Here is a 23,910-nt window from a genome sequence, read left to right as displayed (position 1 = left end):
TTACTCCTGCGGGACCGTCACGACCCAGCGTTCGGGACGCCGGCGCAGGTAGCCCCACCAGTACAGCGCCGAAACCAGCAGCACGCCCGCGGTGATGCCGAGGTCGAGCGCGCTCTGCTCGACCAGGACGTAGGCCAAAGCCGCGACGGCCAGCACCGGGATCACCGGCCAGGCCGGCATCCGCCACACGTGCGGCTTCCGGTGCGCGGCCCGGCGCGCCCGCAGCGCGGCGGCCGCGACGCTGAGGTACAGCGCCACGACGGCGACCCCGGTGACGCCGCTGAGCGTGTCCACCGGCACGAAGCAGAGAACGGCTTCGGAGAGCCCGACCACGAGCGTCGCGACCCACGGCGCGCCGAACCGTTCGCTGACCACGCTCATCGCGCGGTTCACCGGCGTCGGCCACGCCTGGTCGCGCGCCGAGGCGTACAGCACCCGCGAGTTCTGGATGACCATCACGATCACGGCGTTCACGATGGCCGCTGCGATGCACAGGCTGATCGCGACGCCGACCGCCGAGGTGCTCCAGCCGGTGACGAGCGCGGTGAGGTCGACGCCGGCGAGCGCGGCGGTGTCCGGCACGGCGAGGGTGATCGCGACGACCGGCACCAGGATGACCAGCGCGCTGATCCCGAGCGTCCAGAACACCGTGCGGGCCACGGTCCGGCGCGGCTCGCGCATCTCCTCGGCGAGGTAGACGGCGGTGCTGAAGCCCTGCACGACGAACAGTGCGACGGCCAGCCCGGCGACGACCGCGATCAGCCCGATCCCGCTCGTGCCGAGGCTCGGTTTCACCAGCACGGCCGGGCTCTGCGTGGTGTGCGTGAACCCGAGCAGTGACACGACGAAGATCGCGACGATCTCGATGACCAGGAAGATCCCGGTGATCCAGGCGTTGGACCGCAGGTTGAGCAGGCCCATCACGGTGGACGCGAGCATCACGAGCGCCCCGGCGACCGAGGGGCTGATGTCCACGACGGCGGCGAGGTAGTCGGCGACGCCGAGCGCGATGATCGGCGGCACGACGAGGACGACGATGAACGCCACCACGAACGTCAGCCAGCCCGCGAACCGGTTCGCCACGGTCGTCACCATCGCGTACTCGCCGCCGGCGCTCGGGACGAGCGTGCCGAGTTCCGAGTAGCAGAAGGCGATCCCGACGCAGAGGAGCACGGCCAGGGCGATGGCGAGCGCGGTGCCGGTGCCGAGGTCGGCGAACAGCGGGGGCACGAGGACGAACAGCGACGACGCCGGTGTCACGCAGCTGAGCGTGAGCAGCGTGCCGCCGCCGACGCCGATGGAACGGGTCAGCGAGCGGCGTCCGGCGGGGACGGCGGCGGTGTCGGCATCGGGCGGGGCGGGAGTGCGGGTCACGGGGCGTTCCCTCCGGCCGGGGGCAAGGTGCGACGGATGGAACAGCACCGTTTCGGTGTTGTCAACGCCGCAAACTCGACTGAATCCGTCGTCTGCACGCGGCCGAACCTTCGGATTTAGTCACTGACTGTGACGAGGGGGTAGGGTTTGCCCCGCACTGCCCGCTTCGGGGATGATCCGGGGCGTGAGCAGCCAGGACACCCCGAGCCGGCCGGCGCCGCCCGTGCTCGACGACATCTCGCGGCAGATCATCGCGCAGCTCCAGGAAGACGGGCGGCGCGCGTACGCGACGATCGGCAAGGCGGTCGGCCTCTCGGAGGCCGCGGTGCGGCAGCGGGTGCAGCGGCTGTCGGACTCCGGGGTCATCCAGATCGTCGCCGTCTCGGATCCCTTGCAGGTCGGGCTGTTCCGGCAGGCGATGGTCGCGATCACGGTCGACGGCCCGCTGGAGCCGGTCGGTGACGCACTGGCCGAAATGGACGAAATCGCGTACGTGATCCTCTGCGCCGGCCGCTACGACCTGCTCTGCGAGGCGGTGTGCGCCGACGACGAGGCGCTGCTCCAGCTGATCTCGACGCGGATCCGCGCGTTGCCCGGCGTCCGGCATGCGGAGGCGATGGTCTACCTCAAGCTGCGGAAGCAGACTTACCAGTGGGGGACTCGCTGAGTGTGACGACTAAATCCGAAGGTATTGTGGCTTAATTGATGTTGAATTAGTCGCTCAGGATCGGCCGTACGACTGAATCACTTGCAATGGCTGGTCGACGCGTGCGATAACCGGGGCATGACCACTACCGCCGACCGCGCCGCCGTCGATGCCTCCGGTCTCGCGCAGGCCGCCCGCAGCAACCTCTGGATGCACTTCACCCGCCACTCCGCCTACGACGACACCGACGTCCCGGTGATCGTGCGCGGCGAAGGCCCGTACATCTGGGACGCCCGCGGGAAGCGCTACCTGGACGGGCTCGCCGGCCTGTTCGCGGTCCAGGTCGGCCACGGCCGCGAGGAACTCGCCGAGGCCGCCGCGCGGCAGACCAAGCAGCTCGCGTACTTCCCGCTGTGGGGCCACGCGCACCCGACGGCGATCGAGCTGGCGTCCCGGCTGGCCGACGCCTCGCCCGGTGACCTCAACCGCGTGTTCTTCACCGTCAGCGGCGGTGAGTCGGTCGAGACGGCATGGAAGCTCGCCAAGCAGTACTTCAAGCTGGTCGGGAAGCCGGCCAAGCACAAGGTGATCAGCCGCGCGCTGGCCTACCACGGCACGTCGCAGGGCGCGCTGTCGATCACCGGCATCCCGGGCGCGAAGGCCGACTTCGAGCCGCTGGTGCCGAGCACGCTGCGCGTCCCGAACACGAACTTCTACCGGGCGACCGAGCACGCCGACGACTACGCGGCCTACGGCCGCTGGGCCGCGGACCAGATCGAGCAGGCGATCGAGTTCGAGGGCGCGGACACCGTCGCGGCGGTGTTCCTCGAGCCGGTGCAGAACACCGGCGGCTGCTTCGTCCCGCCGCCGGGCTACTTCGAGCGCGTGCGGGAAATCTGCGACGAGCACGACGTCCTGCTGGTGTCCGACGAGGTGATCTGCGCGTTCGGACGCGTCGGCCACGACTTCGCCGCCAAGCGCTACGGCTACCAGCCGGACATCATCACCACGGCGAAGGGGCTGACGTCCGGCTACGCGCCGCTGGGCGCGGTGCTCGCTTCGGAGCGGCTGATGGAGCCGTTCACCCGCGGGTCGACGACGTTCATGCACGGCTCGACCTACGGCGGCCACCCGGTTTCCTGCGCGGTGGCGCTGGCGAACCTCGACCTGATCGCGCGGGAAGACCTCTACGGGCACGTGCTTTCCCGGGAGGCGGCCTTCTGGTCCACTTTGGACAAACTGACCGACCTGCCGATCGTCGGCGACGTGCGCGGGGCCGGGTTCTTCTACGGCATCGAGCTCGTGAAGGACAAGGCGACCAAGGAGACGTTCAGCGCCGAGGAATCCGAGCGGGTGCTGCGCGGGTTCCTGTCGGACGCGTTGTTCGAAGCCGGGCTGTACTGCCGCGCCGACGACCGCGCCGAGCCGGTCGTGCAGCTGTCGCCGCCGCTCGTCTGCGACCAGGCCGAGTTCGACGAGATGGAGCAGATCCTGCGCGACACGCTGACCCGGGCCTGGAAGCTGCTGTAGGCCCGCCCGGGCGATGATCTTGGTCCGATGGGGCGGGGAACCGGTTTTCCCCGCCCCACGGCCGGGTTCCCGAGTACCGTGGAGCGCAGGGGGACCGGGGGAGCGGCCGGTGACCGGGCCGCCCGCGTCGCCTGCCGGCCGCGCACCCGGGAGGAGACCCGATGACCGCGACCACGGACACCCCGCGCCTGCCGTTCGAGCGGCCGAACGTCCTGGAGATCGCCCCGCTCTTCGAGGTGCTGCGCCGGGAAGGGCCGGTGGTGCGGGTGACCACCCCGGCCGGCGACCCCGCCTGGCTGGTCACCGGGTACGACGAGGTCCGCGCGGTGTTCACCGACCTGCGCTTCGGGCGTTCGCACCCCGCGCCCGAGCAGGCGTCGGCGTTGTCGGACGCCGCCATCCTCAGCCGGCCGCAGGGCGACCACGAAACCGAGCACGCCGGGCACGCGCGGATGCGGAAGATGCTCGTGCCGGCGTTCTCCGCCAACCGGATCCGCCGTCTCGCCGGCCACGTCCAGGAACTGGCCGACGGCTGCTACGACGCGATGGAGCGCGCCCGGCTCGACGGCGGGCCGGTCGACCTGCACGAGCTGCTCTCGTTCCCGCTGCCGGTGCTGGTGATCTGCGAGCTGCTCGGCGTCCCGTACGAAGACCGCGCCACGTTCCGGGTGCTGTCCGACCGGATGGGCCGGATGGACATCGGCACCGGCGCCGACGCGGCGCTCGAGGAGTTCGCCGCCTACATGGGCCGGCTCGCCGCCGCGAAACGACGGGAGCCCGGGCAGGACGTCGTTTCGGACATGGTCCGGGCGCAGGCGCAGGACCCCGCGTTCACCGACGACGACCTCGCCCGGCTCGCCGCCGGCCTGCTGTTCGCCGGCCACGAGACGACGTCCAACCGCATCGACCTGGGCGTCCTGTACCTGCTCACCGACCTCGCGCGCCGCGACGCGCTGGCCGCCGACCCCGGCGGCCGGGCGCACGGCGTGGTCGAGGAAATCCTGCGGCTGGCGGCCCCGGGCGGGCTCGGCATCCTGCGGTACGCGCACGACGACGTCGAACTCGGCGGCGTGACGGTCGCCCGCGGCGACGCCGTCGTCCTCTCGCTGGCCGCGGCGAACCGGGACTCGTCGGTGTTCCCGGACGCGGCCGAGTTCGACCCCGGCCGCAAGCCGAACCCCCACGTGGCGTTCGCTTACGGCGGCTGGTTCTGCATCGGCGCGAGCCTGGCGCGCACGGAGCTGCGCGTGGTGTTCGGCTCGCTGCTCCGGCGGTTCCCGGGCCTGCGGCTGGCGGTGCCGGTCGACGAACTGGAGGTCCGGACGAACCGGGTCACCGGGGGAGTGGACCGCGTGCCGGTCCTCTGGTAGACCTGCGGCGGCCGCGACGGGAGGAAAACGTGACCCTGTGGGACAAGCTCGCGATGGACGACAAGCTCATCAAGGTGCTGAAGGAGATCCCGCCGGGGCCGGACGCGTCGGAGTTCGGACCCGCCTACGTCACGATCCACCAGCTGGCCGTCGAGCTCGACCAGCGCTTCCCCGAGGTCCGCAAGGAGCTGGACGTGCCACTGGGCGGCGGCGCGACCCGGCACGCCGGGCTGGTGGAGCTGCTGGGCAAGGAGCTCGTCGACAAGATCAAGCGCTACGGCGACGTCTACCCGATCGAAGCCGCGCAGCTGTCGGCGGTGCGCTTCCGCGAGCTGCGGCTGCGCGGCCCGGGCGGGCGTGACCTGGTGGGCGCCTCGCGCACCGACCTGCCGCTGATCCGCCTGCGGCCCCGGGATTGACCGTGCCCGCCCCGCCGGTCCGGGTGCTCGTGGCCGAACGCGACCCGGCCGTGCGGGCCCGCCTCGCCGCCCTGCTGGCCGAGGCCGACGGCATCGAGGTGGTCGGCTCGGCGCCCGACGCGAAGACGGCCGCGCTGACGCTGCGCCGCCGGCTCCCGGACGTCCTGCTGCTGGACCTGCGCCTGGGACCGCTGGGCCCGGTCTTCCGCCGCCCGGCCGTGGTGGCGCTGGTGACGTTCGACTCCGACGCGGGAATCCTGCGTGCCCTGCGTGACGGGGCATCGGGGTTCCTGCTCCGGTCGGCCCGCCGCAACGAGCTGATCAAGGTGGTCCGCCTGGCCGCGGACGGGCACGTGGTGCTCTCCCCGGACGCCTCCCGCCGGCTCGTCTCGGCGGCGACCCGGCTCTCCGGGCCGCGCGACGAGCGGCTCGCGCGCGTCGACGCCCTGTCCTGGCGCGAGCGCGAAATCCTGGTCCTGGTGGGCCAGGCCCTGACGAACGTCGAGATCGCGGCCCGGCTCGAGCTGGCGGAGCCCGAGGCGCGCGGCCTGGTGACCCAGGTGGTGCGCAAGCTGGGCTGCGCGCACCGGACCGAGGCGGGGTTGCTGGCCTACGAGCGAGGGCTGTGCCGGCCGGGCTGAAGGGGCTGCGGGACACCCCGTGGCGTCGTAGCCCGGCCCCCGCCCGCCGCCGGGATCCATCGAGACGTCCAAAGTGGACTCCACGGCCCAGTCGAACTACCCTGACCGGGCGAACGACGGACAGTCAGGACCGGGCGGCCGGAACCGGGCGCGCGACGCCGAAACCGCCGTACGGCCCGGCTTTCGCCCGCTTGCGGACCTCGTCGAAGTGCCGGTGCACGGCTTCGGCGGCGGCGTCGGCGTCGCGCAGCAGGAGCGCGTCGACGATGGCCTGGTGCCGCTTCGCGGTGGCCGTCGGGGAACCGGCCGGCCCGCCCAGCTCGCTTTCGGCGATCTGGTAGACGTCCCAGAACAACCCGGTCAGCTCGCGGGCGAGGTCGAACCCGGCCTCGGCGCAGATGAGGTCGTGGAACTCGCGGTCGGCGTCCGCCGCGTCGGGGCCCTTGCGCTTCATCCGTGCGACGCAGGCCTGCAGGTCCTCGACCAGCTCGGGCCGGTGGTCGGTGGCGACGCGGCGGGTCAGCTCGGTCTCGAGCATCTCCCGCACCTCCAGGAGGTCGCGCAGCCGCCCGACGTCGGTGGCGCCGCGGGCGCGGGTGCGGAACAGCAGCCACGTCTGCAGCGACTCGGACCCGGCGGACCCGACGAACGTGCCGTAGCCGTGGCGGATCTCGACGATGCCGAGGGCCTGGAGGGCCTTGATCGCCTCGCGGATGGAGTTGCGGCTGACGCCGATGTCCTCCATCAGGCTGAGCTCGGTGGGCATGGGCGCGCCCGGCGGGAGCTCCCGCTCGACGATCAGGTCGATGATGCGCTTGGTGATCTCTTCGCTGCGCTGCGGACGGGCCACTGCTGTCCTCCCCGGATGCGTCGTGAGAGGACATCCTACGTCATACGTCCAGAAGGGTTGACCGGCACGCGAACGCATCCTAGGCTCACGCCGGTCATAGGACGTCCCACGTCCTACCGTTCGAGCCCCCGGAGACAGCGATGTCCCAGAGCCCGTCGCTCAGCCGCCGCCAGTTGCTGCGCTACACCACCTTCGCCGGGGCGGCCGTGGCGTTCCCCACCGTGCTCGCCGCCTGCGGCGGGCCCGCGTCCACCAACAAGACCGGCAGCTCGGCGGGCTCGCTGACCGCCGTCGTCGGCTACGGCAACAACCAGTCGTGGGACCCGCTGCAGACCGCGTCCGCGTTCTCGATGGCGGCGATCCTGCACTGCTACGAGTCCCTCGTGGAGGGTGATCCGATCACCCGCGCGCCGTTCCCGGGCCTGGCGAAAGCGCTGCCCGACGCGACCGGCACGAGCCTGAAGTTCGACCTCCGAGACGGCGCCAAGTGGCACGACGGGCAGCCCGTGACCGCCGACGACGTCGTCTTCACCTACGCCAGGGCGCTGGACGACCAGGAGAACGTGCTGGTCCACAGCTTCTTCTCCACCTGGCTCAAGGAGGTCCGCAAGACCGGCGACCGCTCGGTCGAGTTCGTCCTCAAGTTCCCCTTCCCGTACGCGCTGCGGCGCATCCAGTGCTGCAAGATCGTCCCGAAGCACGTCTTCGAGGGCAAGTGGGCCGACGCCGCGGCCGGCAAGGTCGTCGGTTCCGGCCCGTACAAGGTCGTCGAACAGGCACCGCTGAGCCACACGAGCTTCGAGAAGTTCGCCGGCTACACCGGCCCGCGCCCGGCGGCCTACGACAAGATGCTGTGGAAGTCCATCGTGGACTCCGCGCCGCGCGTCGCCGCCATCTCCGGGGCGAACCCGGACGCGCAGATCGCCGAGAACATCCCGGCCGCCAACGCCGACCAGCTCCGCAAAGCCGGCCGCACGGTCGAGTTCGCCGACGGCGGCAACAACCTCTTCCTGCTCTTCAACACCGCGCACGCGCCGTTCGACAGGAACCTGGTCCGGCAGGCGCTGCACTACGCCATCGACAAGCAGAAGATGGTCGAGATCGGCCTGAAGGGCGCCGGCTCGCCCGGCACGTCGTTCATCAACCCGAAGCTGCCGTCCTCGCAGCCCGCGTCGCAGGACTTCGCCTACAACCCCGAAAAGGCGAAGCAGCTGCTGCAGCAAGCCGGCGTCGGCACCCTCGAGGTGACGCTGTCGACGACGAACACCTCGCTGGTCGCCGACTGCGTCAAGGTGATCAAGGAGGGCTGGGACGCGATCGGCGTCCAGACCACTTTGGACTCCCAGGACACCAAGGCGCTGTTCTCGAAACTCGACGCCAGCCACGACTTCCAGGTCGTCGCCACGACCAACAACCCGCTGCAGTTCGGCAACGACCCCGACCTGATGATCCGCTACTACTACGACGCCAAGTCGATCCTCACGAGCAAGTACGCACGCTGGACCGGCCCGGACGCCCAGGCGCTGCTCGCGTTGCAGGACCAGGCCGCGGCCGAGACCGACGAGGCCAAGCGGAGCTCGCTCACCAAGCAGCTGCTCGACCGGATCTCCGAGCAGGCCGTCATCTACCCGGTCGTCTTCACCCAGCTCGGCACGGCCTGGGACCCGAAGGCGATCACCGGCGTGCACGCCCAGGGCTACCCGGGCATCTACCTGAACCAGGCCAAGCCGGTCTAGGAGGAGAACACCCGTGGCCGTCGTCGTGCGGATGCTGCTCAGCCGCGTCCTCGCCCTGATCCCGCTGCTGCTCGGCGTCATCCTGTTCGTGTTCGTCGTGATGCGGTTCGCGCCCACCGACCCGGCGCTCGCCGCGTTCGACGGCGCGAACGCGACCGCCGAGCAGCTGCAGCAGTTCCGGCTGGAGAACGGGCTGCTGGACCCGCTGCCGCTGCAGTACGTCCACTTCGTCTGGCACCTGGTCCAGGGCGACTGGGGCACCAGCGTGATCACCAAGCAGCCGGTCGGCGAGACCATCGCGACCGCGCTGCCGCTCACCGTGCAGCTGACCCTGCTCGGGCTGGTCATCGCGCTCGTGTCCTCGCTGGTGCTCGGCGTGACGTCCGCGCTGTTCCGCGACCGCTGGCCGGACAAGGCGATCCGCGTGGTCACCCTGGCCGGGGTCGCCGCGCCGGCGTTCTGGGTGGCGCTGCTGCTGGTCCAGTGGCTGGCCGTCGGCCGGGGCCTGTTCCCGACCAGCGGGTACGTCAGCCCGGCCGACTCCTTCGGCGGCTGGCTGAACTCGCTGACGCTGCCCGCGATCTCCCTCGCACTGCCGGTGGCGGCGCAGCTGACCCGAGTGATCCGGACGTCGATGGTCGAAGAGCTGGACAAGGACTACGTCCGCACCGCGCGCGGCGGCGGGCTGCCGCCGGTGGTCGTGGTCGGGCGCAACGTGCTGCGCAACGCGCTGGTCACCCCGCTGACCGTGCTCGGCCTGCGGGTCGGCTACCTGCTGGGCGGCGCGGTCGTCATCGAGACGATGTTCGCGCTGCCGGGGATGGGGCAGAACATGATCCAGGCCGTCAAGGACGGCGACACCGCCAAGGTGCAGGGCTTCGTGATCACGATCGCGATCGGGTTCGTGCTGGTCAACCTGATCGTCGACGTCCTGTACCTGATCGCGAACCCGCGCCTGCGGAGCCACGCGTGAAGCGCCTGCGCGGGTCGTGGCCCGCCCTCGCGCTCCTCGGCGTCCTGGTGCTGGTCGCCGTGCTCGGCACGCTCTTGGCCACGCACAACCCGGACGCGCTGAGCACCGACACCGGCGGTCCGAGCGCCGCGCACTGGTTCGGCACCGACCAGTCCGGCCGCGACATCTTCTCCCGGCTCGTCGCCGGCACGCGCTGGTCGCTCGCCATCGGCCTGGGGGCGGTGGCGCTCGCGCTCGTGTCGGGAGCGGTGATCGGGGCGTTCGCCGCGACGTCGCACCGCCGGGTGGACGCGGTGATCATGCGCGTCCTCGACGTCGTCATGGCGTTCCCCGGCATCGCACTGGCCGCGGTGCTCGTCGCGGTGTTCGGGCACGGGATCCTCGTGCTGGTCCTGGCCATCGGGTTCCTCAACACGCCGCCGGTGGCCCGGGTGATCCGGGCGAACGTCCTGGCGCAGTACGGCGAGGACTACGTCGCGGCCGAACGCGTCATCGGCGCCCGCCGGTTCTTCGTGCTGACCCGGCACGTCGCGATCAACTGCGCCGCCCCGGTGCTGGTCTACTGCACGGTCACGGTGGCCGACGCGATCGTCTTCGAGGCCTCGCTGTCGTTCATCGGCGCCGGCATCCAGCCGCCGGACCCGTCGTGGGGCTCGGTACTCGCCGACGGCAAGGACCTGGTGCTGACCGGCGGCTGGTGGGCGACGCTGTTCCCCGGCCTGCTGATCCTGAGCACCGTGCTGGCGCTCAACATCCTGTCCGAGCGGATCTCCGACGCCTGGGCCGCGCCCTCGGCCCGCGCGGTCAAGGCGGCCGAGGTCGCCAAGGCCGTCGAAGCCCGCGACGACGCCGACACCGCGCCCGTCCTGCCGATCGCCGGCCTGCGGGAGGCGGGGGAGCGGCTGGCCCGCACCGCGCGATCCCTGGACCACCGCGACCCGGTCCTGGAGGTCGACCGGCTCCGGATCGCGTTCCCCGGCCGCCACGAGGGCGTCGACGTCGTGGACGGCGTGTCCTTCAGCGTCCGGGCCGGGGAGGTCCTCGGCCTGATCGGCGAGTCCGGCTGCGGCAAGACCCTCACCGCCCTGTCGATCCTCGGCCTGCAGCCGGCGGGCGCCCGGGTGTCCGGCCAGATCCGGTTCGCGCAGCGAGACCTGCTCGCGCTCAAGCCCGGCGAGCGCCGCCGGCACCTCGGCCACGACATCGCGATGATCTACCAGGACGCGCTGAGCTCCCTCAACCCGGCGATGACCATCCGGGCGCAGCTCAAGCAGTTCTGCCGCCGCGGCGGCACCCGCACCCCGGCCGAACTGCTGGACCTGGTCAACCTCGATCCGGAACGGACGCTGCGGGCGTACCCGCACGAGCTGTCCGGCGGCCAGCGCCAGCGCGTGCTGATCGCCATGGCGCTCTCGCGCGACCCGAAGCTGATCGTCGCCGACGAGCCCACGACCGCCCTCGACGTCACCGTGCAGGCGCAGATCATGGCGCTGCTGCTGCGGCTGCAGGAAGAGCTCGGCTTCGCGCTCGTCCTCGTCTCGCACGACCTCGCCCTGGTGTCCGAGCTCGCCGACCGCGTCGTCGTCATGTACGGCGGCCAGGTCGCGGAGCTGGGCACCACCGCCGAGGTGGTCGGCTCGCCGCGGCACCACTACACGCGCGGCCTGCTCAGCGCCGTGCTGTCGCTGGAGGAGAACGAGGCCCGGCTGACGCAGATCAAGGGGGTCGTCCCGGCCCCGGCCGAGTTCCCGGCCGGCTGCCGCTTCGCCGGCCGCTGCCCGGCGGCCCGCGCGAAGTGCCACGACGAACCCCCGGTCCGCTTCGGCGAGCCGGTCGACCACCTCGTCGCCTGCCACTTCCCGGCGGTCGACATCGCCCGCGAGAAGGAGGCGACGGCGTGAACCTCCTGGAGGTCGACGGCGTCCACGTCGTCCACAAGGTCCGCGGCCGCGGGCTGTTCGGCCACGACCACGTCCACGCCCTCACCGACGCCCACCTCGTGGTGAACCCGGGCGAGACGATCGGCGTCGTCGGCGAGTCCGGCTGCGGCAAGTCCACCCTGGCGAAGGTGATCGTCGGCCTGCAGCGGCCGACCGCGGGCGGCGTCCGGTTCCGCGGGAAGCCCCGGACGTCCGGGCGCGAGGTCGGCATGGTCTTCCAGGACCCCTCGACCGCGCTCAACCGGCGGCTGGCCGTCGCCAAGATCATCCGCGACCCCCTCGACGTCCACCGGGCCGGGACGCCGACCGAGCGCGACGAGCGTGTCCGGGAGCTGATGTCCCTGGTCGGCCTCCCGGACAGCGTCGCCGACGCGGTGCCCGGCCAGCTGTCGGGCGGGCAGCGCCAGCGCGTCGCCATCGCCCGCGCCCTGGCCCTGCGCCCCGCCTTGCTGGTCGCCGACGAGCCGACGTCCGCCCTCGACGTCTCGGTCCGCGCCCAGATCCTCAACCTGCTGCTCGACCTGCGCGAACAGCTGGACCTGGCGATGGTCTTCGTGTCCCACGACATCCAGACCGTGGCCAAGATGAGCGACCGGATCGTCACGATGTACCTGGGCCGGATCGTCGAAGAAGCCCCGGTGGGGGCGCAGGCCCGTCACCCCTACACGCGGGCCTTGTTCTCCGCGACACCCAGCCTGCTCCACCCGGTCGAGCCGATCGTGCTCGCCGGCCCGGTGCCCTCGGCGACCCACCCGCCGAGCGGGTGCCCGTTCCGCACCCGCTGCCCGAAGGCCACCGGCGAGTGCGCGGCGGAGCTGCCGCCGCTCGCCGCGGCCGAGGGCGGGCACACCTACCGCTGCATCCACCCAGATCTGCCTACCGGAGTGAGCACCTGATGCCGAAGTTCGCCGGAATCGTCCCGCCGCTGTGCACGCCGTTGAACGACGACTTCAGCGTGGACACCGACTCGCTGCGGCGCCACGTCGAGTTCCAGCTCGACGCCGGCGTGCACGGTGTCTTCGTCCTGGGCTCCTCGAGCGAGGTCGCCTTCCTGCCCGACGCGCAGCGCCGGGTCGTCGTCGAAACGACGGTCGACCAGGTCGCCGGGCGCGTCCCGGTGCTCGCCGGCTGTATCGACATGACGACGCTGCGGGTCGCCGAGCACGTCAAGGCCGCCGAAGCGGCCGGGGCCGACGCGGTCGTCGTCACCGCGCCGTACTACACCCGGACGCACGTGGCCGAGGTCGACCGGCACTTCCGGCTGCTGCACGAGCGCACGTCGCTGCCGATCGTCGCCTACGACATCCCCGTGGCGGTCCACACGAAGCTCGACGGGCCGATGGTGCTCGACCTCGCCGCCGACGGCGTCCTCGCCGCGCTGAAGGACTCCAGCGGCGACGAGGCGTCCTTCCGCGCCGTCCTGCTCGGCAAGCGCGACCGCGGCCTGGACTCCTTCGCCGTGTTCACCGGCTCCGAGCTGGTCGTGGACGCGGCCCTGGCGATGGGGGCCGACGGCGCGGTCCCGGGCCTCGGCAACGTCGACCCCGTCGGGTACGTGCTGATCCACGACCACTTCAAGTCCGGCAACCTCGCCGCGGCGCGCCGCGAGCAGGAACGCCTGATGAAGCTGTTCTCGATCACGGCCGTCGCGCCGCCGAGCCGGATGGGCCGCGGGTCGGCCGGGCTCGGCGCGTTCAAGGCCGCGATGAAGCTGCGCGGGTTCATCGACAACGCTGTCATGGCGCCGCCGCAGCTGCCCCTCGACGACGAGGAGCTGTTGCGGATCAAGGAAAAGCTCGCGGAAGCGGGCCTGCTCTGATGATCCGCTACGGCGCCGACTACAACCCCGAGCACTGGCCCGAAGAGGTCCGCCGGGAAGACCTGGAGCTGATGGCCGAAGCGGGCGTCACGATGGTGACGGCCGGGATCTACTCGTGGGCCGGCGTCGAACCGGAGCCGGGGGAGTGGGACTTCGGCTGGTTCGACGACGTCATGGCCGGCCTCGCCGGAGCGGGCGTGCAGGTGTGCCTGGCGACGATGACCGCGTCACCGCCGCCGTGGCTGTCCCGCGCCCACCCGGAGATCCTCCCGGTGCGCGCCGACGGCGTCCGGCTCTCGCCCGGGGCGCGGCAGCAGTTCTGCCCGTCCAGCCCCGTCTACCGCGCGCACGCCGCACGGCTCGTCACGGAGCTGGCGACGCGCTACGCGGGTCATCCGGCCCTGGCGATGTGGCACGTCGGCAACGAGTTCGGCTGCCACATCCGCGCGTGCTACTGCGACGAGTCCGCCGCGGACTTCCGCCGTTGGCTGCGAGAGCGTTACGGGACGATCGAGGCGCTCAACGCCGCGTGGACGACGACGTTCTGGGCCCAGCACTACTCCGCGTGGGACGAGATCCTGCCGCCGCGCGTCGCGCCGACGTTCCCGAACCCCGCTCAGCAGCTCGACTTCCACCGGTTCTCCTCCGACGCCGCGCTCGGCTGCTTCCGGACCGAGCAGGAGGTGCTGCGGCGGATCACACCGGACGTCCCGCTCACGACCAACTTCGCCGGCCTGGTGCAGAAAGCCCTCGACTGGCACACCTGGACGCCGCACGAGGACGTCGTCAGCCTCGACTCCTACCCGGACCCGTACGACCCGCGCGCCCACGTCGAGGCCGCGTTCGCCTACGACCTCGTCCGGTCGGCGAAGGACCGGCCGTGGCTGCTGCTGGAGCAGGCGCCGAGCGCGGTGAACTGGCGGACCCGCAACAGCCCCAAGCCACCCGGCGCGATGCGGCTCGGGAGCTGGCAGGCGATCGCCCAGGGCGCCGACGCGGTCCTGTTCTTCCAGTGGCGGCAGACCAGCGGCGGCGCGGAGAAGTTCCACTCGGCGATGGTCCCGCACGGCGGCCGCGACACCCGCACCTTCCGCGAGACGGCCGCGCTCGGCCGGGAACTGGCGCGCGTGCCCGAGCTGGCCGGGACGCGCGTGCGGGCCGACGTCGCGCTCCTGCACGACTGGCCGAGCTGGTGGGGCCTCGAACTGGACTCGCACCCGGCCGAGCTGGAGCAGCTCGAGACGCACTTGGCGCACTACGCGCCGCTGTTCGACGCCAACATCACGTGCGACGTCGTCCACCCTTCACGGGATCTTTCGGGGTACCGGCTCGTCGTCGTCCCGAACCTGTACCTGCTGGAGCAGCCGACGGCCGACAACCTGCGCGAGTACGTCGCCGGTGGCGGGCACCTGGTGGTGTCGTACTTCTCCGGCATCGTCGACGGCTGCGACCGCGCCTACCTCGGCGGGCACCCCGCGCCGCTGCGGGACATCCTCGGCCTGCGCGTCGACGAGTTCTGGCCGCTCGACGGGAGCATCGCCCTCGACTTCACCGACGGCACAACGGGTGCCGGGACGATCTGGGCCGAGTGGATCGAGCCCGAAGGCGCCGAGGTGGTCGCCTCCTTCGCAGCCGGCGAGCTGGCCATGCGCCCGGCGATCACCCGGCACGCGTTCGGTGACGGCGTCGCCTGGTACGTCGGCACCCGGCCGGACCTGGGTGCGGTGCTGGGCCGGATCGCGGCGGAAGCCGGGGTGACGCCCGTGATCGAGGCACCGCCCGGGGTGCAGGCCGTCGTCCGGCACGGCGGGGAAAGCGCTTACCTGATCCTGCTCAACCACGGCACCGAGCCGGTCACCGTCGACCTGCCGCACGCCGCGCCGGACCTGCTCACCGACCCCTCGCGGCCGGTCGGGCGCGTCCGGCTCGCCCCGCGAGGTGTCGCCGTCCTGAAGGGATGAGAATGAGAACACTGGGGAGAGGGGCCGCGCTCGTGGCCCTGCTGGCGGGCTCGCTGGTCGCCGTGGGCCCGGCCCAGGCCGCGCCGCCGTTCGACCAGCAGGTGCTGTTCAAAGCGTCGCAGGATCCCGGCTACAGCTGCTTCCGGATCCCGGCGATCGTGAAGTCCACCCACGGCACGCTCCTGGCCTTCGCCGAAGGCCGCATCGACAACTGCGGCGACACCGGGGACATCGACCTCGTGCTGAAGCGCTCGGCCGACGGCGGCAAGACGTGGTCGCCGCTGCAGGTCGTCAACCGCGGCGGCGGGGACACGCACGGCAACCCGGTGCCCGTCGTGGACAGCCGGACCGGCCGGATCGTGCTGATCACGACGTACAACAAGGGGCGCACCGACGACAAGGCGTGCGACGTCCCGTGCCCGCGCACCCCGCACTCTCAGTACAGCGACGACGATGGGCTGACCTGGTCCGCGCCGGTCGACATCAGCGCGCAGGCCAAGCTGCCGGACTGGGACTCCTGGTACGCGTCCGGGCCGGTGCACGGCATCCAGCTGACGCACGGCCGCCACGCGGGACGGCTGGTGTTCGGCGTCAACGCGGAGACCAGCGACGGGACGCATTCCGTCGAGAACCACGCCGGGCTGGTCTACAGCGACGACGGCGGCCGGACCTGGCACGTCGGCGCCGTGAACAGCTATCCGCACCCGGTCGGCGGGACGTACACGCAGAAGCCGTCCGAAGTCACGGTCGTGGAGCTGCCCGACGGCACGGTCTACGCCGGCGGCCGCGAGCAGGGCGGCACCGACATCGGCAACCGCGACTACGCCCTCAGCCGGGACGGTGGCCAGACGTTCACCAAGTCCTTCACCACCATCCCCGACCTGGTGACGCCGATGGTGCAGGGCTCGATCCTGCGCGTCGGGAACCGGCTGTTGTTCTCGTCGCCGTCCGACACCGACCGGCGCCGCTGGATGATGATCCGCTCGTCCTACGACAACGGCCGGACGTGGGAGAACGCCGAACAGGGCACGCAGCTCACCACCGACTGGTCCGGGTACTCGGACCTGGTGCAGATCGGCGGCCCGAGGATCGGGCTCGTGTACGAAGGCGGCGCCGTCGACGCCCGGGACGAGATCCGCTTCGCGCGTTTCGACGAGTCATCCCTGGGGTGGCACAACTCCGCGGGTCCGTCCACACCGGACGTTTCGGGGCATGCGGACGCCCGGGTGCTCGGGGGCGCTTCCCCGGTCGCCGGACGCTTCGGCGGCGCGCTGACCCTGGACGGCACCGACGACTACGTCCGTGTGCCCTACGACCCCGCGCAGCCGCCGGGCGACGGCGACCTGACCTGGACGGGCTGGTTCCGGTACGGCGCCACGAAGGGCAACCAGGTCCTGTTCTGGCTCGGCGGGATGGGGGCCACCGCGCCGCAGCTGTGGCTGCGCGGCGAGCCCGCGAACCACCGTCTGATCGCGATGATGACCACGGCGGCCGGGAGCGCGTCGATCACCACGAGCCAGGCGTACGACGACCAGGCGTGGCACCACGTCGCCCTGGAACGCACCGGCGGGAAGCTGCTGCTGTGGGTCGACGGCGTCCAGGTCGCCTCCGGCGCCGCGGCCGCCGGGTCGGTCAGCCGGACGGTGTCGTTCCAGCTGCAGCTGGGCCAGCGGCTGGACAACCAGTTCCGCTGGACCGGCTCGTTCGACGAGGTCCGGTTCTACCGCCGGGCTCTCACGGCACCGGAGCTCGACGCGATCCGCCGGGTGAACGCGCCGGTGCCGGCCGGGCAGGTGCTGCGGCTGCCGTTCGACCGGCTCCGCGCCTGAGGGAGATGAGGACGACGCCGGCGATGCTGAGCGCGCCGCCGGCGGCGTCCACCCAGGTCGGGACCTCGCCCAGCCAGACGAACGCGACGGCGAGGGCGATCGCGGGCACGAGGTAGAGCGCGCCGGTCGCGACGGCGATCGAGTGCCGCGCGACGGCGCAGCCCCACGCGACGAACCCGGCGGCCGAGGGCAGCACGCCGAGGAAGACCACGGCGATCGTCGCCTGCGGGTTTTCGCTGCCACGCAAGGCTTCCGGGGCGAGGGGCAGGAGGAAGAGCGTCCCGGCCCACATGGCGTAGCAGGCGACTTCGAGTCCCGTGTAGTGCTTGAGCAGGGGCTTGCTGCAGAAGTGGTAGACGCCCTGGACGGCCGCGGCGGCCAGGACGACCCACGCGGCGCTCGAGTACGCCAGGCCGCTGCCGGCCGCGATGAGCGTGCTGCCGCCGAGCGCCACCGCGCTGCCGAGGACCTTGGTGGCGGTCAGCCGCTCGCCGAGGAACACCGCGGCGAGCAGGACGCTGAACACCGGCGCCACCGAGACGAGCAGGCTCGCGGTGCCCGCCGGGACGTGCACCTCACCCCAGTTGAGCAGCACCTGGTACGCGCTCATCCCGGCGAGCCCGCACACCGCGATCAGGGGCAGGTCCCTGCGGCGGGGCAGGCGCACCTTGAGGATCGGCGCGGCGAGCAGCAGGACGGCCGACGCGACGGCGAGCCGGGCGAAGGACAGCCCGGCGACGCCGTAGCCGTCGAGGCCGACCTTGATGGCGGGGAACGCCGCCGCCCACAGGACGACGGTGAGGGCGAGTGCGAAGAGTTTCACCCGTCCATCGTCAGCGGTATGCTGCGTAAGCACCAGTTACGGTTTCTTCTTGGATCAGGAAGTCTGACTTCATGTTGGAGCTTCGCCGCCTGCGCGTCCTGTACGCCCTCGCCCAGCACCGGACCGTCGCCGCGACGGCTGCCGCACTGCACCTGACCGGGCCCGCCGTCTCCCAGCACCTGGCGGCCCTCGAACGGGAGGCGGGCGTCCCGCTGCTGGAGAAGCAGGGCCGGGGCCTGGCGTTCACCCCGGCCGGGCGGCTGCTGGTCTCGCACGCGGAAGTCATCCTCGACGACCTGGCCGCGGCGGAGTCGGCCCTGGCCGAGGTGACCGAGAACGGCTCGGGGACGGTCCGGGTGGCCGCGTTCGCTTCCGCGGCACGTGCACTGCTGCCGCGCGCGTGGGGCGGACCGGTCTCGCTGCGCCTGCTGGTGCAGGAGCCGGGCACGGCCCTGGAGTCACTGCGCCGCCAGGACGTCGACATCGCCGTCGTGCACAGCTATTCGCTGCTGCCTCGGGACGTCCCGTCCCGGTTCGAGGAGCGGGCCCTGCTCGAGGACCCGGTGCTGCTGGCGATGGCCGGCCCGGCGGACGGAACGCCGGTCCGCCTGGCCGACTTCGCCGGACAGCCGTGGCTGGTCCCGACGTCGGATCTGTCGTGCTACGAGATGATCCAACGAGCCTGCGGCGCGGCGGGGTTCGTGCCGTCGGTGGTCGCGGAGTCCCCGGATTTCGCGGTGCTCGTGGCGCTGGCGGCCGCGGGTGCCGGAGTCGCACTGGTCCCGGCGATGGCACTTCCGCCGGGTCCGCTCGACGTCGGCTTGCACCCGTTGGAAGAGCCGTTGACGCGGCGGGTGTTCGCGCTGACCCGGCCGGGGACGGCGCGGCGGCCGGACATCCGGGCGGTGCTGGACCGGCTGGAGCGTGCGGGCGGTGAGTGGACCGTCGGCGGTTAGACCGTCCGGCAGGTCAGCTGCGGACGCCCGGCGGCGTCGCCCGTGCCGGTGAGGGCGATGAAGCCGAACGTCGTCGACCCGCCCGCGTCGAGCTTCGCGTTCCAGGCCGCGTTGTCGACCGTCACCGTCGAGCCCTCCACCGTGAAGGTGCCGTTCCACAGGCCCGTGATGTGGTGCCCGTCCAGCAGGGCCCAGCGGACGCTCCAGCCCGCGAGGTCGGCGGAGCGGTCGTTGCGGACCGTCACCTGCACCTGGTAGCCGCCCGGCCAGGAGTTCGTCACCTCGTAGCGAGCGGCGCAGCCCAGGTCGGCGGGGGTCGTCGACGGGGCCGGCGGTGGCGACGTGGACGTCACGGGCGCGGCGGCGACCGGCGTGCCGCGGTCCGGCACGACCGCGGTCCCGATCACCACCCCCAGCGCCAGCAGCACCACGCCGCCGGCGCAGGCCAGTACCACGCCGCGCCTCGACCGGCGGACGCGCAGCAGACGCGTCTCGGTGCGGGGCCGCGGGCGGGGCGGCGGCAGCGGCCGGCCGCCGGTGACAGCCTCGAACAGGTCCTGGACTTCGGCCATCGCCGGGCGCTGGGCCGGGTCGCGGTGCAGGAGGCGGCCGAGCACCTCGGCGAGCGGGCCGCGGTGCCGCGGCGGGATCGGGTTCTCGCGGGCGACCCGCAGCAGCAACGCGATCGCGTTGTCGTCGTTGCCGAACGGCGGGACGCCCTCGAGCGCGCGGTAGAGCGTGGCGCCGAGGGAAAACACGTCGGCGGGGAAGCCGGCGTCGCGGCCGCTTGCGACTTCGGGGGACAGGTAGGCGGGCGTGCCCGCGATGAAGCCGCCGCCGGTCACCGTGCCTTCGCCGGTGGCGCGGGAGATGCCGAAGTCGGCGATCTTGGCGATCCCGGAGTCGCCGATCAGGACGTTGGCGGGGGTGACGTCGCGGTGCACGATGCCCTCGGCGTGCGCGGCGGCCAGCGCGGACGCGACCTGCACGCCGATGCGCGCGACCTCGTCGGCGGGCAGGCTTTCGCGGTCGAGCAGCAGGTCGGCCAGGCTCCGCGACGGCAGGTACTCCATGACCAGGTACGGCTCGCCGTCCTCTTCGACGACGTCGTGGACCGTGATCGCGTGCGGGTGCCGTAGGCGCGCGGTCAGCCGGGCCTCCCGCTGGGCGCGCTGGGCGGCCTCGGCGCCGGCGGCCTGGCCGATCGCCGGTTCGTAGCCCAGCTGCTTCACGGCGACGACCCGGTCGAGCCGCTGGTCACGAGCTCGCCAGACGACGCCCATCGCGCCCTGGCCGACCCGCTCGGCCAGCCGGTAGCGCCCGGCGATCAGCTGTCCTGCGTCGGTCACGACGACCTCCCGGCCTTCCCCGGAACACACGGATGCGGGGGACGATCGGTTCGAGCTTAACGACCCCGGCCCCGGCACGCCGACGGGCGCGGCCTGCCCGGGGGCAGGCCGCGCGTCACGCGGCGGGCACGTGCAGCTGGTCCCACGTCGGCACGTACGGCGTGAACCGCAGCGTCATCCCGGCCTCGGCCGGGAGCTTGTCCGCCTTGCGGGCGTTGCAGCTGCGGGACGTGCCACCGCACGCGGCGACCGTGTTGAGCCACGACGTCCGCGCGCCACCGCGGCTCAGCGGCGTCACGTGGTCGATCGTCGTCGCGCGGCGGCCGCAGTACGCGCAGCGGTGGCCGTCGCGGGTCAGCACCCCGCGGCGGGACCAGCGCGGCGGCTGCGTATATCGCCACTTCATGACGACATAACGCAGCAACCGCACGATCTTCGGGCGCGGGAACAGGCCGTAGGCGAGACCGTCCTCGGCCTCGTGGATCTCGGCGACGTGCCGCACGAGCATCCGGATCGCGTGCGGAACCGACACGGTCTGCAGCGGCTCGTAACCGGCGTTCAGGACGAGTACCTTCACAACACACCTTCTTTCCTCTCGGCGAAAATCGTCGCCGAGAGGAAAGCGGTGCGTCAATCGTGTTTCAGCGCAGCGGATGCGCGCGGAAGAACCGCCAGATCACCGGGGTCGCGTCGATGACGGCCGGGGTGGCCGAGTCGTTGTTCGGCTGCGTGCTGGGCCAGACGTGCCCGGCCCCTTCGACGCGGTAGTGCTCGAGGGCGCCGTGGTGGTCGCAGCCGAGCCACTTCTGGGCGAGCACGCCGGAAACCGGCGTCCACGTCACGGGTTTCGGGAGGCAACCGTCCCTTGTGGACCACGCGGCGAGCCAGTCGGGGATGGCGGGCAGGCCCTTGGCCGGGTTGCCGGTGTAGGGGATCGTCGTGTCGGCGGTGCCGTGGAAGTCGAGGACCGGGACGTCCCGGCTCGGAGCGCAGGCGCCGCCCTGCGGGTAGAACGCGCCCGACACCGGGGCGAACGCCGCGATCCGGCCGGCCAGGCGGCACGCCAGCACGCCGACGAACCCGCCGCCGTTGGACTTCCCGGCCGCGAAGATGCGGTCGACGTCGACGCACAGCGTGCGCTGCAGCGAGGTGAGCAGGTCGCTGGTGAACAGCACGTCGTCGGCCGACGCCGAATAGGGCGCGCCGGTCCACGCCGTCTCGCCGTCGGTGCCGACCAGGCCCTGCGGGTAGACGGAGATCGCGTCCAGTGCCGAGAAGCCGGACAGCTCCTCCTGGTACTGCGACGTGCGCTTGTGGCCGTGGAACGACAGCAGCAGCGGGTACGCCCGCCGTGGGTCGTAGTGCGCCGGCAGGTGCACCGTGTACTCGCGGTCGAGGCCGCCCGAGACGACGTGCCGCGTGGTCGTCACCCCGGCCGGGACCGGCGCGGCGCGGCCGCAGCCGGTGGTGCGGACGGGGTGGTCGACGACGCCCGCCGCGGCGGCGGGAGCGGCGAAGGCGGTGGTCAGGGCACAGGCCGCGGCGAACGCGGCGGCCCACCGGGGAAGGCGTCCGGGCACTCGATCCTCCTTGATCGGCAGCGGGGCGTGGCCAGCATCACCCCGCTCGACCGGGCCTGCCAGATTGCGTTCATAAAGTGCGCGACCGGGTGACGGCCGGGGTTGTCGGACCCCGTCGGTAGGATCGGCCCACCTCGGCCGTTGCACCGAAAGGAACGGAAGTGACCACCCCGATCGAGACGCTGGAGTTCCAGTCGGAAGCGCGTCAGCTGCTGCAGCTGATGATCCATTCGATCTACTCGAACAAGGACACCTTCCTGCGGGAGCTCGTGTCCAACGCCTCCGACGCCCTCGACAAGCTCCGGCTGGAGTCGTACCGCGACAAGGACCTCGGCGCGGACACCACCGATCTGCACATCACGCTCGAAACGGACCCGGCCGAGCGGACCCTCACGGTCCGGGACAACGGCATCGGCATGAGCCGCGAGGACGTCGTCGCCCTCATCGGCACGATCGCCAAGTCCGGCACCGCGGAGTTCCTGACCAAGCTGAGGGAAGCCAAGGACGCAGCGGCGTCGCAGGACCTCATCGGCCAGTTCGGCGTCGGCTTCTACTCGAGCTTCATGGTCGCCGACAAGGTCACCCTCGTGACCCGGAAGGCCGGCACCGCCGAAGGCGTCCGCTGGGAGTCGACCGGCGAAGGCACGTACACGATCCAGGAGGTCGAAGACGCGCCGCAGGGCACCACGGTGACCCTGCACCTCAAGCCGGAAGACGCCGAGGACCACCTCTACGACTACACGTCCCCGGCGAAGATCCGGGAGATCGTCAAGAAGTACTCCGACTTCATCACCTGGCCCATCCGGATGAAGGGCGAAGGCGAAGACGCCGAGCCCGAGACGGTCAACTCGATGAAGGCGCTCTGGGCGCGCTCGTCGAGCGAGGTCACCGAGGACGAGTACCACGAGTTCTACAAGCACGTCAGCCACGACTGGCAGAACCCCCTGGAGACGATCCGGCTCAACGCCGAGGGGACGTTCGAGTACCAGGCCCTGCTGTTCCTGCCGTCGCAGGCCCCGATGGACTTGTTCCTGCGGGAGCGCAAGCGCGGCGTGCAGCTGTACGTCAAGCGCGTCTTCATCATGGACGACTGCGAATCGCTGGTGCCGGAGTACCTGCGGTTCGTCAAGGGCGTCGTCGACGCCCAGGACCTCTCGCTGAACGTCTCGCGCGAGATCCTGCAGCAGGACAGGCAGATCCAGCTGATCCGCCGTCGCCTGGTGAAGAAGGTCCTCTCGACGGTGAAGTCGATGATGACCGCCGACGCCGAGAAGTACGCGACGTTCTGGCGCGAGTTCGGCCGCGCGGTCAAGGAAGGCCTGCTCGACGACTTCGAGAACCGCGAAGCCATCCTGGAGATCTCGTCGTTCTCCTCGACGCACGACGCGGAGAAGCCGACTTCGCTGCGCGAGTACGTCGAGCGGATGAAGGACGGCCAGGAGCACATCTACTTCATGACCGGCGAGTCGCGCCCGGCCATCGAGAACTCCCCGCACATGGAGGCGTTCCGGGCCAAGGGCTACGAGGTGCTGGTGCTGACCGACCCGATCGACGAGATGTGGGTCGACGCGGTGCCGGGCTTCGACGGGAAGCAGTTCCAGTCGATCGCCAAGGGCCAGGTCGACCTCGAGTCGGACGAGGACAAGAAGGCCACCGAGGTCGCGCGTGAGCAGCAGAAGAAGGACTTCGAAGGCCTGCTGGGCTGGATGGGCACGGCGCTGGGCGAGGACGTCAAGGAGGTCCGGCTCTCGTCGCGGCTGACGACGTCGCCGGCGTGCATCGTCGGGGACACCCACGACCTGACCCCGACGCTCGAGAAGATGTACCGCGCGATGGGGCAGGAGCTGCCGCCGATCAAGCGCATCCTCGAGCTGAACCCGGAGCACGCGCTGGTCACCGGCCTGCGCGAGGCCCACGCGGCGCGCCCGGACGACGCCGGGCTCGCCGAGACGGCCGAACTGCTCTACGGGATGGCCCTGCTCGCCGAAGGCGGCGAGCTGGGCGACCCGGCCCGCTTCATCAAGCTGCTGGCGAGCCGCCTGGAGAAGACCCTCTGAGTTCTGCCGCGGCTCGTCGTGAGTGGTGGGGGGGGGGCTACCCCCCCCCCCACACAA

The 23,910-nt window shown here is 71.7% G+C and carries 20 protein-coding genes; 14 read left to right on the top strand and 6 right to left on the bottom strand.

All coding sequences use genetic code 11. The features are described from left to right. Positions 1 to 1,374 carry an APC family permease gene (locus ACWEN0_RS41300; RefSeq protein ID WP_451985982.1) on the bottom strand — a complete coding sequence of 458 codons (1,374 nt, stop codon included), beginning with the start codon at positions 1,372 to 1,374 and terminating at the stop codon, positions 1 to 3. Positions 1,375 to 1,546: 172 nt separating this feature from the next. Between ACWEN0_RS41300 and ACWEN0_RS41295 the strand changes: the two genes are divergently transcribed. The 5 genes from ACWEN0_RS41295 to ACWEN0_RS41275 all read left to right on the top strand — a co-directional run bounded on the left by ACWEN0_RS41295 (position 1,547) and on the right by ACWEN0_RS41275 (position 5,980). Then, on the top strand, positions 1,547 to 2,041 hold the full coding sequence (locus tag ACWEN0_RS41295; RefSeq protein ID WP_451985980.1) for an Lrp/AsnC family transcriptional regulator: 495 nt from the start codon (positions 1,547 to 1,549) through the stop codon (positions 2,039 to 2,041). Positions 2,042 to 2,158: 117 nt separating this feature from the next. Next, on the top strand, positions 2,159 to 3,550 hold the full coding sequence (locus tag ACWEN0_RS41290) for an aspartate aminotransferase family protein (RefSeq protein ID WP_451985978.1): 1,392 nt from the start codon (positions 2,159 to 2,161) through the stop codon (positions 3,548 to 3,550). A gap of 161 nt (positions 3,551 to 3,711) precedes the next feature. Beyond that, the gene (locus ACWEN0_RS41285) at positions 3,712 to 4,920 is read left to right on the top strand and encodes a cytochrome P450 (protein WP_451985976.1); all 1,209 of its coding nucleotides are present in this window, start codon (positions 3,712 to 3,714) and stop codon (positions 4,918 to 4,920) included. Positions 4,921 to 4,949: 29 nt separating this feature from the next. Then, positions 4,950 to 5,339 carry a hypothetical protein gene (locus ACWEN0_RS41280; protein ID WP_451985974.1) on the top strand — a complete coding sequence of 130 codons (390 nt, stop codon included), beginning with the start codon at positions 4,950 to 4,952 and terminating at the stop codon, positions 5,337 to 5,339. Between the two features lie 2 nt (positions 5,340 to 5,341). Next, the gene (locus ACWEN0_RS41275; protein ID WP_451985972.1) at positions 5,342 to 5,980 is read left to right on the top strand and encodes a LuxR C-terminal-related transcriptional regulator; all 639 of its coding nucleotides are present in this window, start codon (positions 5,342 to 5,344) and stop codon (positions 5,978 to 5,980) included. Positions 5,981 to 6,104: 124 nt separating this feature from the next. Here ACWEN0_RS41275 and ACWEN0_RS41270 read toward each other — a convergent pair whose 3' ends face one another. Beyond that, positions 6,105 to 6,830: a FadR/GntR family transcriptional regulator gene (locus ACWEN0_RS41270; RefSeq protein ID WP_451985970.1), complete on the bottom strand. Its 726-nt coding sequence runs from the start codon at positions 6,828 to 6,830 to the stop codon at positions 6,105 to 6,107. A gap of 140 nt (positions 6,831 to 6,970) precedes the next feature. Here ACWEN0_RS41270 and ACWEN0_RS41265 point away from each other — a divergent pair, with 140 nt between their 5' ends. The 7 genes from ACWEN0_RS41265 to ACWEN0_RS41235 are packed head-to-tail and all read left to right on the top strand — an operon-like array spanning position 6,971 to position 17,088. Beyond that, complete coding sequence (locus ACWEN0_RS41265) at positions 6,971 to 8,566, top strand: ABC transporter substrate-binding protein (protein WP_451985968.1); 1,596 nt, start codon at positions 6,971 to 6,973, stop codon at positions 8,564 to 8,566. Positions 8,567 to 8,579: 13 nt separating this feature from the next. Continuing rightward, entirely contained in the window at positions 8,580 to 9,539 is a 960-nt protein-coding gene (locus ACWEN0_RS41260) for an ABC transporter permease (protein ID WP_451985966.1), read from the top strand. Next, the gene (locus tag ACWEN0_RS41255; RefSeq protein ID WP_451985964.1) at positions 9,536 to 11,440 is read left to right on the top strand and encodes a dipeptide/oligopeptide/nickel ABC transporter permease/ATP-binding protein; all 1,905 of its coding nucleotides are present in this window, start codon (positions 9,536 to 9,538) and stop codon (positions 11,438 to 11,440) included. The genes ACWEN0_RS41260 and ACWEN0_RS41255 overlap by 4 nt, the downstream gene beginning before the upstream one ends. Further along, on the top strand, positions 11,437 to 12,375 hold the full coding sequence (locus ACWEN0_RS41250; RefSeq protein ID WP_451985962.1) for an oligopeptide/dipeptide ABC transporter ATP-binding protein: 939 nt from the start codon (positions 11,437 to 11,439) through the stop codon (positions 12,373 to 12,375). Before ACWEN0_RS41255 ends, ACWEN0_RS41250 begins: the two co-directional genes overlap by 4 nt. Further along, on the top strand, positions 12,375 to 13,298 hold the full coding sequence (locus tag ACWEN0_RS41245) for a dihydrodipicolinate synthase family protein (protein WP_451985960.1): 924 nt from the start codon (positions 12,375 to 12,377) through the stop codon (positions 13,296 to 13,298). The genes ACWEN0_RS41250 and ACWEN0_RS41245 overlap by 1 nt, the downstream gene beginning before the upstream one ends. Then, the gene (locus tag ACWEN0_RS41240; RefSeq protein ID WP_451985958.1) at positions 13,298 to 15,259 is read left to right on the top strand and encodes a beta-galactosidase; all 1,962 of its coding nucleotides are present in this window, start codon (positions 13,298 to 13,300) and stop codon (positions 15,257 to 15,259) included. The genes ACWEN0_RS41245 and ACWEN0_RS41240 overlap by 1 nt, the downstream gene beginning before the upstream one ends. Before the next feature lie 2 nt (positions 15,260 to 15,261). Next, positions 15,262 to 17,088 carry an exo-alpha-sialidase gene (locus ACWEN0_RS41235; protein ID WP_451985956.1) on the top strand — a complete coding sequence of 609 codons (1,827 nt, stop codon included), beginning with the start codon at positions 15,262 to 15,264 and terminating at the stop codon, positions 17,086 to 17,088. Here ACWEN0_RS41235 and ACWEN0_RS41230 read toward each other — a convergent pair. Next, the gene (locus ACWEN0_RS41230) at positions 16,994 to 17,911 is read right to left on the bottom strand and encodes a DMT family transporter (protein ID WP_451985954.1); all 918 of its coding nucleotides are present in this window, start codon (positions 17,909 to 17,911) and stop codon (positions 16,994 to 16,996) included. The genes ACWEN0_RS41235 and ACWEN0_RS41230 overlap by 95 nt on opposite strands. 71 nt (positions 17,912 to 17,982) lie before the next feature. On the opposite strand from ACWEN0_RS41230, the gene ACWEN0_RS41225 reads away from it, so the two are divergent. Continuing rightward, the gene (locus tag ACWEN0_RS41225; RefSeq protein ID WP_451985952.1) at positions 17,983 to 18,867 is read left to right on the top strand and encodes a LysR family transcriptional regulator; all 885 of its coding nucleotides are present in this window, start codon (positions 17,983 to 17,985) and stop codon (positions 18,865 to 18,867) included. Here ACWEN0_RS41225 and ACWEN0_RS41220 read toward each other — a convergent pair. From ACWEN0_RS41220 to ACWEN0_RS41210, 3 genes are all read right to left on the bottom strand, one after another. Continuing rightward, positions 18,864 to 20,216, bottom strand: a complete 1,353-nt coding sequence (locus ACWEN0_RS41220; protein WP_451985950.1) for a protein kinase domain-containing protein — start codon at positions 20,214 to 20,216, stop codon at positions 18,864 to 18,866. The two genes, ACWEN0_RS41225 and ACWEN0_RS41220, sit on opposite strands and share 4 nt — an antisense overlap. Before the next feature lie 115 nt (positions 20,217 to 20,331). Continuing rightward, entirely contained in the window at positions 20,332 to 20,793 is a 462-nt protein-coding gene (locus ACWEN0_RS41215; protein ID WP_451985948.1) for an HNH endonuclease, read from the bottom strand. A gap of 64 nt (positions 20,794 to 20,857) precedes the next feature. Then, entirely contained in the window at positions 20,858 to 21,796 is a 939-nt protein-coding gene (locus tag ACWEN0_RS41210; protein ID WP_451985946.1) for an alpha/beta hydrolase family esterase, read from the bottom strand. A 161-nt stretch (positions 21,797 to 21,957) separates the two neighbouring features. On the opposite strand from ACWEN0_RS41210, the gene htpG reads away from it, so the two are divergent. Beyond that, entirely contained in the window at positions 21,958 to 23,853 is a 1,896-nt protein-coding gene (htpG, locus tag ACWEN0_RS41205) for a molecular chaperone HtpG (protein ID WP_451985944.1), read from the top strand. Positions 23,854 to 23,910: the final 57 nt, after the last annotated feature.

Source organism: Amycolatopsis sp. NPDC004378 (assembly GCF_053602455.1).
Note: the sequence above shows the minus strand (reverse complement) of the source record. Positions and strands in the feature narration are given on the sequence as shown.

What these genes read in the sequence shown, in the direction of transcription:
- ACWEN0_RS41285 (WP_451985976.1), top strand. Translation starts at nt 3,712, where the DNA reads ATGACCGCGACCACGGACACCCCGCGCCTGCCGTTCGAGCGGCCGAAC.
- ACWEN0_RS41295 (WP_451985980.1), top strand. Translation starts at nt 1,547, where the DNA reads ATGATCCGGGGCGTGAGCAGCCAGGACACCCCGAGCCGGCCGGCGCCG.
- ACWEN0_RS41245 (WP_451985960.1), top strand. Translation starts at nt 12,375, where the DNA reads ATGCCGAAGTTCGCCGGAATCGTCCCGCCGCTGTGCACGCCGTTGAAC.
- ACWEN0_RS41265 (WP_451985968.1), top strand. Translation starts at nt 6,971, where the DNA reads ATGTCCCAGAGCCCGTCGCTCAGCCGCCGCCAGTTGCTGCGCTACACC.
- ACWEN0_RS41290 (WP_451985978.1), top strand. Translation starts at nt 2,159, where the DNA reads ATGACCACTACCGCCGACCGCGCCGCCGTCGATGCCTCCGGTCTCGCG.
- ACWEN0_RS41225 (WP_451985952.1), top strand. Translation starts at nt 17,983, where the DNA reads ATGTTGGAGCTTCGCCGCCTGCGCGTCCTGTACGCCCTCGCCCAGCAC.
- ACWEN0_RS41235 (WP_451985956.1), top strand. Translation starts at nt 15,262, where the DNA reads ATGAGAACACTGGGGAGAGGGGCCGCGCTCGTGGCCCTGCTGGCGGGC.
- ACWEN0_RS41240 (WP_451985958.1), top strand. Translation starts at nt 13,298, where the DNA reads ATGATCCGCTACGGCGCCGACTACAACCCCGAGCACTGGCCCGAAGAG.